The organism is Nitrososphaera sp. AFS, from assembly GCF_009898475.1.
Classification (GTDB): Archaea; Thermoproteota; Nitrososphaeria; order Nitrososphaerales; family Nitrososphaeraceae; genus Nitrosopolaris.
On the sequence record NZ_QURE01000020.1, the window covers coordinates 33,254 to 48,752 of the forward strand.

General features: G+C 39.4%; 10 protein-coding genes and 1 pseudogene. 7 read left to right on the forward strand and 4 right to left on the reverse strand.

Annotated features, from left to right (window positions below; translation table 11 throughout):
• Positions 1-6 precede the first annotated feature (6 nt).
• Positions 7-1,386 carry a hydroxymethylglutaryl-CoA synthase family protein gene (locus DYY65_RS04210; RefSeq protein ID WP_162476733.1) on the reverse strand — a complete coding sequence of 460 codons (1,380 nt, stop codon included), beginning with the start codon at positions 1,384-1,386 and terminating at the stop codon, positions 7-9.
• A gap of 106 nt (positions 1,387-1,492) precedes the next feature.
• Positions 1,493-2,620, reverse strand: a complete 1,128-nt coding sequence (locus DYY65_RS04215; RefSeq protein WP_201449322.1) for a CofH family radical SAM protein — start codon at positions 2,618-2,620, stop codon at positions 1,493-1,495.
• A gap of 116 nt (positions 2,621-2,736) precedes the next feature.
• On the opposite strand from DYY65_RS04215, the gene DYY65_RS04220 reads away from it, so the two are divergent.
• Positions 2,737-3,843: a radical SAM protein gene (locus tag DYY65_RS04220; RefSeq protein WP_236561655.1), complete on the forward strand. Its 1,107-nt coding sequence runs from the start codon at positions 2,737-2,739 to the stop codon at positions 3,841-3,843.
• Positions 3,844-3,919: 76 nt separating this feature from the next.
• On the opposite strand, the gene DYY65_RS04225 is transcribed toward DYY65_RS04220, so the two are convergent.
• Positions 3,920-4,750, reverse strand: coding sequence for a menaquinone biosynthesis family protein (locus DYY65_RS04225; RefSeq protein WP_162476734.1), 831 nt, complete (start codon positions 4,748-4,750; stop codon positions 3,920-3,922).
• A gap of 203 nt (positions 4,751-4,953) precedes the next feature.
• Here DYY65_RS04225 and DYY65_RS04230 point away from each other — a divergent pair.
• From DYY65_RS04230 to asnB, 3 genes and pseudogenes are all read left to right on the forward strand, one after another.
• Positions 4,954-7,150, forward strand: a pseudogene (locus DYY65_RS04230) (elongation factor EF-2).
• A 701-nt stretch (positions 7,151-7,851) separates the two neighbouring features.
• On the forward strand, positions 7,852-9,036 hold the full coding sequence (gene mpgS, locus DYY65_RS04235) for a mannosyl-3-phosphoglycerate synthase (protein WP_162476735.1): 1,185 nt from the start codon (positions 7,852-7,854) through the stop codon (positions 9,034-9,036).
• Positions 9,037-9,600: 564 nt separating this feature from the next.
• Positions 9,601-11,280: an asparagine synthase (glutamine-hydrolyzing) gene (gene asnB, locus DYY65_RS04240; RefSeq protein ID WP_162476736.1), complete on the forward strand. Its 1,680-nt coding sequence runs from the start codon at positions 9,601-9,603 to the stop codon at positions 11,278-11,280.
• A 196-nt stretch (positions 11,281-11,476) separates the two neighbouring features.
• Here asnB and DYY65_RS04245 read toward each other — a convergent pair whose 3' ends face one another.
• A complete protein-coding gene (locus tag DYY65_RS04245; RefSeq protein ID WP_162476737.1) occupies positions 11,477-12,010 on the reverse strand; it encodes a phosphatase domain-containing protein in 534 nt (177 codons plus the stop codon).
• A gap of 367 nt (positions 12,011-12,377) precedes the next feature.
• On the opposite strand from DYY65_RS04245, the gene DYY65_RS04250 reads away from it, so the two are divergent.
• The 3 genes from DYY65_RS04250 (at position 12,378) to DYY65_RS04260 (ending at position 15,063) form a co-directional block, all read left to right on the forward strand.
• Positions 12,378-12,809 carry a bifunctional nuclease family protein gene (locus DYY65_RS04250; protein WP_162476738.1) on the forward strand — a complete coding sequence of 144 codons (432 nt, stop codon included), beginning with the start codon at positions 12,378-12,380 and terminating at the stop codon, positions 12,807-12,809.
• Positions 12,810-13,558: 749 nt separating this feature from the next.
• The gene (locus DYY65_RS04255) at positions 13,559-13,888 is read left to right on the forward strand and encodes a twin-arginine translocase TatA/TatE family subunit (RefSeq protein WP_236561656.1); all 330 of its coding nucleotides are present in this window, start codon (positions 13,559-13,561) and stop codon (positions 13,886-13,888) included.
• Positions 13,889-13,974: 86 nt separating this feature from the next.
• Positions 13,975-15,063 (forward strand): formate--phosphoribosylaminoimidazolecarboxamide ligase family protein, encoded by a 1,089-nt coding sequence (locus DYY65_RS04260; protein ID WP_162476739.1) that lies wholly within the window; start codon positions 13,975-13,977, stop codon positions 15,061-15,063.
• Positions 15,064-15,499 lie beyond the last annotated feature (436 nt).

Below are 15,499 nucleotides of genomic sequence, written 5' to 3' on the forward strand. Positions count from 1 at the left end.
CGACATTCAACTGGGACAGTCATACTCCCTGAATCCTGCCTTTAGTTTTATTAGGACGAATTCATTGTGGCCAGCTGGCAAAAAGGATGTATCAAATTTTCCTTCCCTTCTAAGTCGTTCATATTCGTTTATAGAAATCTTCTTTCTTGTTCCTATTTCTTTCTCTAAATCCATTCCTGCAACTATCTCTTTGTACTCTGGCTGCATCACGCCAGTAAACACCATTGCACTACTACCACTACCATAAGATCCGAACCCTACCCTCTTGTTTTCTAGATCTGTGCCTTTTTTATGCTCAAATTCTAATAAGCTTCGAAATCCCATGTACATGGAAGCAGTATACAAATTACCTATTATGGTCGACGCTTCGAGTGAGCTTGCCATTTTCTTTTCAAAAACTTCATTGTAAAAAGATGTTTGCATAAATGCTCTTCTGAACTTCTCGTCTGCTCTCATAAATTCAGTGTCTGCTAAAATTGATTCAATTGTACCTCTTGGATCCTTAGGAACTGGTTCTTCTAGACCTACTTCTTTAATAACCTGATTCCATCTAGGGAGATACCTCCATTCGTGTCTAAGTAAATATGCCAGTGCTTTTTCTCCCATCCTCCTATAGGGGAGATGAACGCTAAATAGATCTATGTGATCTGTTATGGATTCTCCATCATCCAATCTAATCAATTTTGTTCTAATTGCTTTTTCTTTGTAACTATCAAAAGCTTTTCTTACTTGAATCAAATATAGCAAATTTGAGTAATTCCCATTAACTACGGGCGTTTCTTTTCCACATGGTCTGTAAAAATCATATTCATTTTTAATAATTGTTGATGTGACCTTTTGATCGAAAGCCAATAGTCTTGGATTGTCTTTTATCAACATGGCAACAGAACCTGCACCTTGAGTATACTCTCCAGTAGAACCAATATCGTATTTTGCAATATCGCTAACGATGACTATAGCGGCTTTGCCATTATTTTCGTCTGCCCTAATCCAATTAGTATTATCATAAAGTGCGTAAGATCCGCTCACGCATGCAAATTTGCATTCTATACCGCCTACGTGCTCGAACGAGCTCTCACCATAAACCTGCTCGAGCATTCCAATCACAAAAGAATTCATTGCTTTGGATTCGTCTATCCCTGATTCTGTTGCGACATATATTCTCCCTATTTCTTGGGGGTGTAAATGGTTTTTTTGCATAAGTTTTAAACACGCGTTAGCGGCCATACAAGCTGGATCTTGATTTGTATCTACAAGGGCCATTTTTTTAACCCCTATGCCATACTCTAGTTTGCGGGGATCAATGCCCCTTGCCTCGGCAAAATCCTTGTAGTCTATATAAAGCTTAGGTACATAAATAGCTAGATCATCAATCCCTACCTGCATTATTCATCTACCATACAGGAGGGAACTATAGATAAAGACAATTTAAAGTTATATGTGGCTATTTTTAACTAGGTGTTATAATCTCTTTGACATGAAGATATAGGCTTTAACAATTTTTTATAGTATGATAGAAGTTGTCTCTCTCTGCCACTTGAAACCCAATCTGTTTTATGGAACTGATAATTTTATAAGAGCTCAGCTCCGTGGATCTCGAGCCGGTAGCTGTAACCACCTCTTCTCCGATCAGAGTACCACCGAAATCATCAGCCCCATAATTTAGCGCAAGCTGAGCCATGCCAATCCCATTTGTAAGCCATGAAGATTGAAGGTGGTCAATTAAGCCATGATACATAATTCTTGCAATAGAAATCATCTTCAAAAGGTTAAGTCCCCCTGCAGGATATTTAACTTTGCCTTCTGCCTGCATACGTGTTTTATTAGGCTCAAAACTCCATGGAATAAATGCCATAAAACCTCCTGTCTTTTCTTGTAACTCAGCTATCTTCACGATATGACTTGCTCTTTGTTCTTCGGTTTCTGTGGTACCATACATCATAGTAGCAGATGACTTGATGTTTAATTTGTGTGCTTCCTCCATGATTCTAAGCCATTCGTGACTCTTGATTTTGAGTGGACTGATCTGTGCTTTTACTTCATCATCTAAAATTTCGGCTCCGGCTCCCGGTAATGAATCCAAGCCGGCACCTTTGAGTCTTGAAAGAACCTCCTTAGTGCTGCAATTCTCGACTGCTGCAATATTATCAATTTCAGAAGCAGATAGCCCATGGATACCAACTTGAGGACAATTTTTTTTTATTGCTTTGAAAGCATCTTCATAAAACTCGAGCTTCAATTCTGGATTGTGTCCTCCCTGAATCAAAACTTGGGTGATCCCAAACATTTCTCTAGCAACTAATACTCGTTTTGCGATCTCCCCCAAAGATAACGTATATGCTTCTCCATGTCCGACTGGTCGATAAAAGGCGCAGAATTTACAGTACGTTATGCATACATTAGTGTAATTTAGTATAATGTTATTAACAAATGAAGCCCTGTTTCCGAAGAGTTTCTGCCTAATCATATTGCTGACAAGTGCTATCGGATATATGTCGTTGGATTTGAATAGCTTAATGCAATCATTTAGTCCAAGTTTTTGACAATCCAATGCTCTGTACAGAATGTCTGCTACGTCTGATTTTGATATCAAATTATATGCAAGGCTACTTTTTTGCAACTTCGGCACATTCGGATAGATTACAATGATATTTATTTCTTACAAAGTTGGTCATCTCTAATAATAATTAACCTAAGCAATAGATATTATATCTGAGGTTCAATGGTACGATTAGTTTGCTAAGGAATAGCGAATTGGGTGGAACGCCCGCACTGGAAAAGGCATTGGCCGGACATGAGTTGACGTATAAAGATGGACTAGAGCTTATGAACGAGGAGAACCTTTTTTTGTTGGGTTCTGCAGCTGACAATATTCGTAGAAGTATCAAGGGCGATACCGTCACTTTTGTTGCTTCATATTACTTAAACTACACGAATGTATGCGCCGCCAGTTGTCCTCTGTGTGCATTTTACAGAACCAATGGCGCTCAAGATGCATTTACCCTAACTACCGAACAGATAATATCGAGAGCACGAATTGCAATTAAACAGTTAGGAACAACAGAATTGCATATAGTCGGCGGATTTCATCCAAAGCTCGGCATAGATTATTATGAGAATATGATCAGGGCAATAAAAAGGGAATTTCCTGACGTTGTAATTAAGGCCTTGACACCTGCGGAAATCTTCTTTATCTCCAGAGTAACGAAAAATTCGACAAGGGAGGTGCTACAAAGGCTGAAAGCAGCTGGCTTGGATGCTCTTCCTGGGGGAGGAGCCGAAATTTTTGCCCCGGAAACAAGAGATATTATCGTAAGAGGAAAGTGTTCTGGCAAAGAGTGGTTAGATACTGCCCGTCAAGCTCACGAGATTGGGCTGAAGAGTAATTGTACAATGCTCTTCGGCCATGTAGAGAAACCAGAACATATTGTTGACCATGTATTAAAAATCAGGGATCTTCAGAAAAAGACTCGTGGCTTTACGACCTTTATCCCATTAAAGTTCAGCTTGGAGAACACCGAATTAGAACAAAAGGGACTTATAAAAGCCGAAAGTGCTGCTACTTATGACCTGAGAGTTATTGCTGTCTCTAGGCTGCTACTGGCAAATGTATTAGACAACTTGTCAGTTTATTGGGTAGCCTTGGGTAAGAAGTTGGCACAAGTGGCATTATCTTTTGGAGGTAATGATCTGGTCGGGACTGCATTTTCTGAGGAAATATTCAAAGCAGCTGGTAAAAATTCCGGCACTTCTATTCAGGAATTAACCAGTTTGATCAAAGAAATCAAAAGAGAGCCTGCGCAAAGAGATACATTCTTCAACATCATGAGGAGGTTCAATTGAAAATTTGTCTGAAATAATAACTAGTGTTATGAACCTAACTCCGGGCCTGGATCGGACAGATCTGATCTAGTGGGATTCAGGCGAAAATTGGCTCGGTAGCGGATGGGACTATTCCCTCGCGTAGTCCCATCATGAGCAATTTATTGATGGCCTTTTTGCCAGTTTCGCCCATCTCAACAGTGTTCTCATTGACGTACATTTTAATGAATTTTTCCATGACTTGTTTTGTATGTCCCCTGCTATACTTCATCGCATAATCTACAGCACTGCTTACGTTTCGAAGCCCATATACAATTGAATCTCTGAGTAGACTGTTAAATGCACCAATTTCTTCGGAACTCATGGACTTAATATTCGCAACATTAATTCCTAATGGTACGGGTAGCCCATCGGTATTGATGTGCCACCAAGCTCCCAGATCGATTATCTTGCGTAGGCGTTCTTTTTCATATGTTATTTGCGATTCATGGATTACCAGCCCAGCATCAACCTTGTCAGATAAAATTGCATCGGGAATATTCCGAAAATTCATTTCAAAATACTTGAATTTTCCGATTACTAAGCTCAGTAATAGATTGGCCGAAGTCATCTTTCCTGGTATCGCAATAGAGCATTCCTTCAACTGAGAAAGTGATAATTCTTTTTTCGAAAGTACAGTTGGACCGTAGTTCACCCCAAAGCTAGCGCCGGACGTAAGAATTACGTGGTTTTTTATAAAAGAATATGCATAAACCGAGATTGCAGTGACATCCAAGGTACCTTTGAGTGCATATTTGTTGAGAGTTTCTATATCTTCTATAACATGTTTAAACGTAAAGATAGGAGATACGACTTTACCTGTTTCTAAACCATAAAACATGAAAGCGTCATCTGCATCAGGCGTATGGCCGACTATTATTTCCTTCATAAACTAGACCAACATTGAAATATGACCCACTATTATAGATTGCAACAAATTTCTATGCTGTAGTTTAGTATGATATCCTGGTCCAAAATGATTATAACCGAATCGTCTCGATGCATATTTTTGTTACATTAACTTACTGACGTTAAAACTCATGTATGTAGGGAACGTTTAATAGTCTTGCATAAAGGTTTTTTCGACTATATATGCCGAAATTTAAGTCCACTCAAGATATTTTGAGAATTATTGGTAATCAAGACCAAATCCGTAACTTCGGAGTTATAGCTCATGTCGACCATGGCAAAACAACCATGAGCGATAGTCTGTTGGCCGCCTCAGGTATTATCTCTCCATCTGTGGCTGGTCAGGCTCTTGCCCTCGACTCAATGAAGCTTGAACAAAATCGCCAAATGACTATTCGTGGAGCGAATGTTACTTTATTTTATGAAAGTGGGGGCAAGGAATACGTAGTTAATATGATCGACACCCCTGGCCACATCGACTTTACCGGCAGGGTCACACGGGCACTTAGGGCAATTGATGGTGTAGTCGTGGTATCAGATTCAGTAGAAGGAATTATGACTCAAACAGAAACGGTAACAAGACAAGCGCTTGAAGAACGGGTACGACCAGTTCTTTATATTAACAAAATTGATCGGCTAGTAAAGGAATTACGCCTAGATCCACAGGCAATGCAAAAATGGCTATCAAACATTATCGGTGAATTTAACAGACTTGTCGATATTTATGCCGAACCAGAACTCAAAGAGAAATGGAAAGTTAGCATACAAGGGAATAGTGTTGCATTTGGGTCTGCGAAAGATAGATGGGGCTTTAACTTCTCAATGGCCCAGAAAAAGGGAATTGGTTTTAAGGACGTCTACGATGCGTACACTTCTGATGATCCTGCTCCTATAAAGTCATTAGCTGAAAGGGCGCCGTTACACGATGCGGTTCTGGGAATGGTTGTCGAGCACCATCCTCCACCACATGTGGCACAAAAATATAGGATTCCAAAGATTTGGAGTGGAGATTTAGACTCGGATATAGGCAGAGCTCTATTATCATGCGACGAGAAAGGGGCAGTAGTAATGATGGTTACTACAATTAACGTAGATCCTCAAGCTGGAAGAGTTGCGACAGGAAGATTATTTTCAGGAACTGTGAAGGATGGTGATGAAATTTATCTCATAGACGCAAAGAGACCTGGAAAAATTCAGTCAGTCAATATCTATATGGGCAATACGAGAGAGGTAGTAGGTATTTTGCCTGCGGGGAATATTCCGGCATTGCTGGGTGTAGATTATGCTATTGCTGGAGAAACAATCTCTACTGTTAAAAATGTTCCAGCTTTCGAATCAATAAAATATGTTTCAGAACCAGTAGTTACAATCGCTGTGGAGCCAAAACACCCAAAGGATCTGCCGAAGCTCGTTGAGGCATTGCGGCGGATAACGGTGGAAGATCCTAATCTTATAGTCAAAATAAATGAGGAGACAGGCGAAACTCTGATGGCTGGAATGGGTGTCCTACATTTGGAGATAGCTACTTCTCTATTGCAAGAGGCTGGTTTGGATATATCTACTAGCCAGCCATTGATCAATTACAGAGAAACTATCCGGGCAAAAGCAGGACCTGTTATGAGTAAATCCCCTAACAAGCATAACAAGATCTTTATGCGCGTAGAGCCACTTGATGAAAACATAATTGAACTCATTAGAAACCGTCAGATTAGAGAGGATATGGACAAAAAGGAATTGGCCAAGTTTCTTCGTGACAAAGGCTGGAGTGCTGATGAAGCGAGGAGTGTAGCTGCTGTCGATATAAGTGGGAATATTTTGCTTGATGAAACTAAGGGAGTTCAGTTTATCCAGGAATCTATGGATTCAATTAAATCAGGCTTCGAAGATGTGATTTATTCTGGCCCAATTGCTCACGAAACCGTGAGAGGTGTTAAGTTCGTATTACACCATTTTGTGCCTCATGAGGATCCGGCGCATAGAGGATTAGCCCAGCTGATGCCGGCAACACGTAGATCAATGCTGGGTAATATGCTTATAGCAGATCCTGTACTTCTAGAGCCAATTCTAGGCATAGAGATCAAATGTCCTCAAGAACAAATAGGTACAGTTGCTGGGATTCTATCTGGAAAGAGAGGTAAATTGTTGCATGTAGAACAAAAGGGGTTGATTACTATTATTCGAGGAGAAGTACCAGCTTCAGAAACATTTGATTTATCTGAAGTAATGAGAGGAGGAACCGCAGGCAAGGCCTTATGGAATACATACTTCAAGACTTGGCAAGCAGCCCCCCATATTCAGAACCCTTGTACGAGATATTAGGAGCAGAAAGGGTCTAAACCCAGAGCCACCAAGTCCGGATGAATTTATAGATAAGGAATAATATTATCGATGAATAAAATCAGCGGTGCTTCAGCTGATTCTGTCTGGATATCAGAGGACTCATATAAACAATACAACAGTTACATATCTTGCAATATGTGCCAGTTTCGTTGCAATTTTGTCAATCCAGTGAATCATTAGGAACTCAGTTGCACTTCCCTGTCTTCAAATAATCATATGTCTCTTACAATTCAGCATTAGCTCTCGAGTCGATCAAGAATCTCTGTACACTGCCTTCAAGTTTACTAAAAGTTAACATTCTGGAATGGTATGGTTAATGTGTAATCTAGCCTCTCTAACTTTTAGATGGGTGGTGATCCTTAATTTAACCTCTGTGCGCAGGAAGTGCTATCAAAAATGAGTTATTTATAATAATATCCCCTGTAGACTCCACTTATCGCATCGCTCGAAAACTATCTCGGCAGAATTATAATTGGGGTGCATTTTCATTACTAATCTGCCCGCAATCGTAAGCACACAAAAGGCTATTGAATCCGCTCAAATAAACATAATCCATCAAAATAAGTCTGGGAAATTAATTATGTTAGCTAATTTTGTTAATAATCCATTAGCTCTTTAAATCTTATTATAGAAATAATAATCTAAACTTGAGACGGAATAAAAGAAGTGCTAGAGATGAGATTAATTTCCAAATGTACATACGAGCTAGTGTTATATACTAACTTAAGTTATACCGTTTGTATGAAACTCGACCTGCCAAGGTATACTGAAAGGTTTGGTGCGATAAGCCTTCACGGCGTGCAACGTGTTTACGAGTTGGATTCAGGATTTAATGAAGGTAGGCCTGCTTCAGAGGCAATTCGCAGTGTAGGGAATGTGGAAATTTCCGAAATTGAGAGGAAAATGGCTATAGTTATCCCTATTAAGGGAGAGCGCTTAAAGCTTTTAGAAGGAGTATTAAGCGGTATTCCGCATGATTGTCTAACGATTATTGTTTCGAATAGCCCTAGACAACCGGTTGATAGGTTTAAGCTCGAAAAAGAAGCACTTGAGCAATTTAACCGATTCGTTGGAAAAAATACATTAATCCTACACCAAAAAGATCCTGGGCTATCTGATGCCCTTAAGGAAGTAGGGTATAACAGTATATTTGGTCCCGATGATATTGTCAGAAATGGTAAGGCTGAGGGAATGGTTATTGGCATGCTCCTTGCAAAAATGGCAGGAAAGGACTATGTTGGATTCATAGATGCTGATAATTACGTCCCTGGAGCTGTAAATGAATATGTAAAAATATTTGCATCAGGTATTGCTATGTCTAATACACCGTACACTATGGTCCGGATTTCTTGGATTTACAAACCAAAAGTTTCAGAAAGCGGCCTTTATTTTTCAAAATGGGGTAGAGTCTCGGAAATAACGAATCAATATCTTAACTCATTGGTCTCCTATTATACCGGCTTTGAAACTGAAGTTATGCGTACCGGTAATTCCGGCGAACACTGTATGTCGATGAAATTGGCAGAGCTTTTAACCTACTCTTCTGGGTTTTCCGTTGAACCTTATGAAGTGGTTGATATTCTCGAAGAATTTGGCGGTATACTGCCTACCGAAAATCAGGACGCAATGGATAAAGGTATAGAAGTCATGCAAGTGGAAACGCGGAATCCACATTTCCACGAAGAGAAAGGTGAGGATCATTTAAAAGAAATGTTTAACGGCTCACTAGGTTGTATTTATCATAGCAAAATATGTCCCCCAAGGTTAAGAGACAAGATAAATGAAGAATTACGGGGACGAGAAATATTACAGGAGGGACGAGAGCCAGATATGCAAAGAAATATACAATCCTTCAAGAGCGTCGATATACATCAGTTCGCAAAGATATTACATGATCGTGCAATAAGTTTCGTTCATTCTAATTGATGGTTAAGCGACTGATACTTGATGTTTTTTTTAATACGCGATAGCCTGAACCGAAAAATGCAAAGAATAATTCGGTCCTCCTGTAATGACTAGTATTACAGCTAGAAAAATCCCCAATAAAGCTCGATTCCAGAAAAAAATGCTCTCCTTTTAGATAGCATAGCTTAATTCATTTTGATCCCCTTTGTCTAATAACCATTCAGTTAGAAAGTGTATCTCAAGTGGGCTCACTCTCCTTCGTCAGGAGTAAACTGTTTGCAAATAACTACTTTATTAAAGTTAGAAAGAGGCCATTTACATTCTATAGAAGAGAATTTCGTAAAAGATAATGATATACTTGACTTAAAATGTTCGGCAATTCAATACTCATGTCGACCATAACCGAAGCATATTTCTTGGAACTTATTTTTTGCTATTCCAAAGAAGCTTATTAGTTTAGCTTATAAATAAATATTTTATAAAAAGGCTTTTAAGGCATTAAGAATAACGTATTATGATTGAAGTCGAGTTTTGTAACGAAGCCTATGTTGCCGTTTTCGACCCACTAATCGAGATGAGGATAATATGTGTGGAATAGTAGGGTTATTGAGTAAGAAGGACGAGAATGTGGTACCACTCATAGGATCTATGCTTTCCTGTATGATACATCGTGGTCCTGATGGGGCTGGGATCACTGCAAATCGGTGTGTAATACAGTCAGAATCTTTTTCGGATTTACAATATCATAAAATATCAGGTGATAGTGCATTAGGCCACGTTAGGCTTGCAATTGTTGGTGGCACTTGTGGTCAACAACCGTTCTGCAGTTGTGATGGGCGGTTGACTATAGAACATAATGGCGAGATATATAATTACAAAAAGCTCCGAAAACAGCTATTAAAGGGTCATAAATTTGCCAGCCAAACTGACAGCGAAGTCATAGTTCATTTATTAGAGGATTATTTGAGAAACGACAACCTCATATACGCCATTAGGAAAACCGTCGCTCGGCTCGATGGAGTTTATGCTCTTGCTATTAAGGATGAAAAGTCAGGAACTATTACCTTGGTCAGAGATACTATGGGTGTTAGACAGATTTATTATGGGGAAAATGATCGCTTCGTGGCTTTTGCATCAGAACGTAAGGCTTTGTGGAAGGTGGGAATAAAGGAGCCAACACATCGTGTATTGCCAGGTTGTGCAGTTGTGATTAGGCCGAAGGAAAGGTTGCAAGAAATACAGGTATCAGCACCTCCGGTTCACCAGGCCAAGGTTATCTACAATTCTCTTTCTGTAGCAGTAGATGCATATCAAAGAGCCTTGGTTACTTCAATGAAGAAGAGAACTCAGGATTTCGATAGAGTCGGGATAATTTTTTCAGGTGGAATTGACAGTGTAATTGTTGCTTGGTTAGCAAAGAAAATGGTCAAGGATGTCGTGTGTTATACAGGTGGAGTTCATAACTCAAGTGATATAGTCTTTGCTCGGCAGATAGCTCGGAAATTAGATCTTAAATTGAGGGTAAACGAATTAACATCTGATGAGGTAGAACAATGTATACCTGAGATTATCGATACTATTGAGGACTCAAACGCAGGACAAGTGGAGGTAGCTATCCCTGTATATGCGGCAGTAAAGCTCGCCCATGAAGATGGAATAAACGTAATGCTGAGCGGTCAAGGTGCAGATGAGCTTTTCGGTGGCTATCCTTGGTACGCGCGAGTTCTCGAAAAAAATGGATATCAAGTATTGCGCGAACATATGACCGAAGACTTACTTTTACTGTATAAGGAAACACTCGAACGTGAAGATAAAATAACTATGGCGCATAGCATAGAGATGCGTGAGCCATTTCTTGATAAGAGGATCATCAAACTCTCTATGCAGATCGATCTCAAACTAAACGTGAAGGGGACAGAGGATCAGTTTGGAAAACATGTACATCGAAAACTAGCCCAAAGATTGGGTATACCTAAGAATATCGCCTATCGTCCTAAGGAAGCCGCACAACATGGATCAGGTATGCATGGGGTAGTTGATATGATTGCCAGAAAACACGGATTTGACGAATCTACTATCTCTCGAGGATACATTGAGGTTCTCAGGACCCGCGAGAAAGTGGGGAGCTCTCAGAGATATGGGTATCTTTTTGAGAATGAGAAATTGTGGATTGCAGAACCACATGTACAAATGTATTTTGATAGCCTCTCTAAGAAATTGCCTACGTTCGAGCCAAAGGTCCTCGCCAAGCCAAACAAGAGATAGTCATAGGTGTTGGTTAGTTAGTCCTTGCTACTACCTTAATTGTAACTTTATAATGGTGCAGTCGTTTCTAATAAATGGAAAACGTGTACAAATAACCAATTAATTCTCGTACCAAACCTCAAAAGTACTATATTCTTGGTATCAAAGTATTCGTCAACGTGAGTCAAAAAGGGCTATTAGCAAATGGTTAGGTTATTTATGGCCGTTTAATGTACTGTTCATATTGTTCGATACATTTTTCTTGTGTTTCTGACTGAACTGATCCAGGCCTAACCCGTCTTATCTTAAGTAAAGCTTCCTCAGCGTCTAAACCATGTTCTTTAATTAGATATGCAGCAAGCACTGTTCCTGTTCTGCCCCTGCCTGCAGCGCAGTGTACCATGACAGGTTTACCATGGCCAATTTGGGTACGGATATACTCAACTGTGTCATCTAACTGCTCAAGTGAAGGGGCACCATAATCCTCTACTTTTACGTGAAGATAATTGATCTCATTTTTATTATCTTTGAATGGGCTTTTAACGAGATTGCCAAACCACTCTATTGGTAGAGGCACCTCTCGCACCGTTATTATTGTTCTTATACCATGTGCTAACACCCATAGGAATTGCGAATAAGTGATCGGAATGCCGCTTCCAGCTAGCTGATCCTTTATGATCCAGCTGTAATTTGTCGGCTTATTAGCTATACGTCCATGAATCCATCTATAGGTATTGCCTATTACGGTCATTGCCAATATAGCAGACACCATTTAGTATATATTATAAGATATATTGTTCGCTGCAGATATTGGTTCACTAACCAGAGGTCATCCCTCTGTATCCTGCAGTTAGTCTATTTGATGGGATCCTACCATGCGTGATCACGGATACATAGGTATCGATACTAACCTGACGCCCGAGAATATTATGATGCACGAATAAATCAAAAATAATAGATCATGCATTAAATCCGCTTTCAAATCAAGCGTACCCGGCTTATTGGACAAATCTAGGCAATATTTAACCATCAACGTAGCATAGCTGACTAATCTCTGCCATAATCGATTGCTCACAACCCTTAATTCCTAGCAAGGACATATTCAGTGCATAATACAAATGCCTGATGAAACTTCGGATACGGACGAGCAGTACGTTTTAGCAAGAATAAGTAAAGTCGGTTTTGTGGATCAGTTGGGATTGGAAGGGGTGGTGATACTGCAGACTCCTGAAGGGAAAGAATTTCCTATGCGCGCTTTTTCTGGGGAGGTTGCCAAGCATATATCGCGATTCACAAGCGGTGATAAGAATACTATTCCTACAATTTACAACCTAGTAGAGGAAATTGCAGCAATGCAAGACCTATTATTGATGGAGGTGAGGGTTTATCAGAGCGGTTCGGTTTTGCGCGCAAATCTTTATTTCAAAACCAGAGATGCGAGTCTAGTGTTGAGAAACTATAGAGCATCTGATTCGATTGCTTTAGCAGCTTATTACGATGTACCAATTAAGGTAAGAAAGGGAATATTTGAGGAGGCAATTGAACAGTAACATTTCCATAGGGTACCACGGATAACCACTTTTGAACTACATATTCTCTTTGAGTTTCTGTTTGATTGGTTCCTGATCTGAATTGGTCTCTACTATTGGCTCACATGCGAAGGCGTATTTTGGGTAAATTGCCATTTAAACGTACGAGTAATCACTAGAGACTTTTTCGCTCTAGTTTATTTGATAGTACCACAAATTGCCTATTGATAGTTCAGATTTACTAGACTTTGTACTATCATGGCTCAGCCATCCAAACCCAGCAGAACAAACATTTGCTTACATTTTGACTTTTTGATCCATAATCATTCTAATAGGCACATCCAATTATATTCGGATGAATGACTATATTGTACCAGAACACACTAGGTACTTCTTATAGTTGTTGAAGTGTTCTAAAGGCATTTTCGTTAATCTTCTTTTTTTCGACCGATCGAGCATGAGCTCTTTCCTATTATTGATATCCCGACATATTTCATAGCCTTTCTGTCCAAACGATGTCATTTATGCAGTCCACGCCATTGCAGTCAGGAGCGAGCTAATTCAAACCGCAGAGGGGAAGTCTTTCTTTGCTCAACTCTAGATATCCAAATGGAAGTTGATGACTATCTGGTTCATTTCGATACGTGATGGTGATAACGTTGTATTTAATTGGTATTTTTGGCAATCGAAGGAAAGGAAAAGCACACAAAAATAGAGTCAAGTATGTAACCAACACTTAAATCATCAGTCTTGATTAATATGATCGCAAAATGCCAGTTGAGTTAACCATCCTTTCGATGGCCCTAATGAACAGCATGGAAGTGATAATTATTATACTGATAGGAGTAGTTCTCATTTTTGGGGTTAAAAAGATCCCTGAACTAGCCCGGTCATTTGGAAAGGCGACTTCAGAATATGAGAAAGCTAGGATCGAGGCACGGATGGAGCTTCAACATGTTAGGAACCAAAATTCTGGCGTAGTTGGGAGAGAAAAACTGGAAGTTATCGCTGAGGGACTTGGGATCGACTATGCGAACAAGGATGATGATGAGCTAAGAATTGCGATTGAAGCAGAAATCAACAAAAACAGGGGTAAATGAATGACAAGGAAGGAAATGCAGGACGATCGAGTATTATTTTCCTAATCTAGCTTTAGAGATTTACAATCGGTTGCCTTTTCCTTAAAATGATCCCCAGAACACGGATGGAGAACATCGTTGCTAAATATGATAAGAAAAATATTATGGTTGGTGTGATAGGTAGTCACTCTGCTTTAGAAATTATGGATGGTGCAAAGGATGAAGGTATTAAAACCGTATGTATTTGCGAAAAAGGTCGAGAAATTGCTTATCAAAGATTTGCAAGACTGACAGACAAGCTCATTTTGTTAGACAAGTTTTCGGACATTCTTTATAAAGAAAATCAAGAAGCTCTCTTATCACTAAATACGATTATAATTCCCCACCGTGCGTTTACAGCTTACCTTGGATACAATAATATTGAAAATAATTTGGAAATACCAATCTTTGGGAACAGAGCGCTACTGAGAGCAGAGGAGCGTAGATCTGAAAAATACCTTTTAGAAAAGGCAAAGATTAGACACCCTAGAATTTACTCAAAAGCGCAAGATATTGATGGGTTAGCTGTGGTGAAGGTCCAAGAGGCTAAACGGTCACTAGAGAGAGCATTTTTTGTAGTTTCTTCCTATGAGGATTATGTCAGGAAAGCAGAACTACGGCTAAAACGTGGTCTGATTACAGCGAATGATCTCGAGTCTGCCGTCATCGAAGAATATGTGATTGGTACTTATTTTAATCTTAACTTTTTTTCTTCGCCATTAACTAAAAGTACTGAGTTCCTAGGAATAGAGAGAAGATTACAAACGAATCTCCATGACTTTACTACATTAACTGCCAGACAACAAATGGAAATTGACATTGAGTTACAAAACATAGAGGTGGGACATACGCCCGCGAGTATACGTGAATCACTACTGGAGAAGGTCTTTAAAATTGGCGACTGCTTTATTAATGCAGTAAAACTAGAGTATCCGCCAGGACTTATTGGACCCCTGTCTCTACAAAGTATTGTGACAGCTGAGCTTGATCTCGTGGTTTATGATGTCTCCCTTAGAGTTCCGGGAAATCCTATTATGGCAACCACAAGTCCCTACACAAAGTACTACTTTGGTTACACCATGGGTGTGGGTAGACGAATTGCAATCGAAATAAAAAGAGCTATCGAACAACGAACTCTTGGACAAATTATTACCTAATGATACTATGGAATAATCGATCTTATTACTAATTGTAGAGCAGTTATATGTTTACCTTACTAGTACTCTACTGTATGATAAGTTAAGTACCAAATTGCTCATTTACAACCTCAGTACTATTCATGATGGGAAATAGGATGTCTTGTTAGGATAAATGAAGGTACTTGATTTATGGTATGAAATATTATTCTATATAGGTTATTGATATCGTGACATTCCATTCACCTTATTTCAAAATACCTTTCCTAAGCGAGCAATCTAGAAAAGACAGAAAGTATTGGCAAAAAGGTAAAGGTATCATTGGAATGGTGGCGACTTGACCTTTAACGTGCGAGTCATTGTATATAGGTATTTTATCGAGTCCATTTAATAAACAGCCAGTCAATATTTACTAGATTTGTCAGCTACACCATTTGTATGGTCATAAGCGGGAACA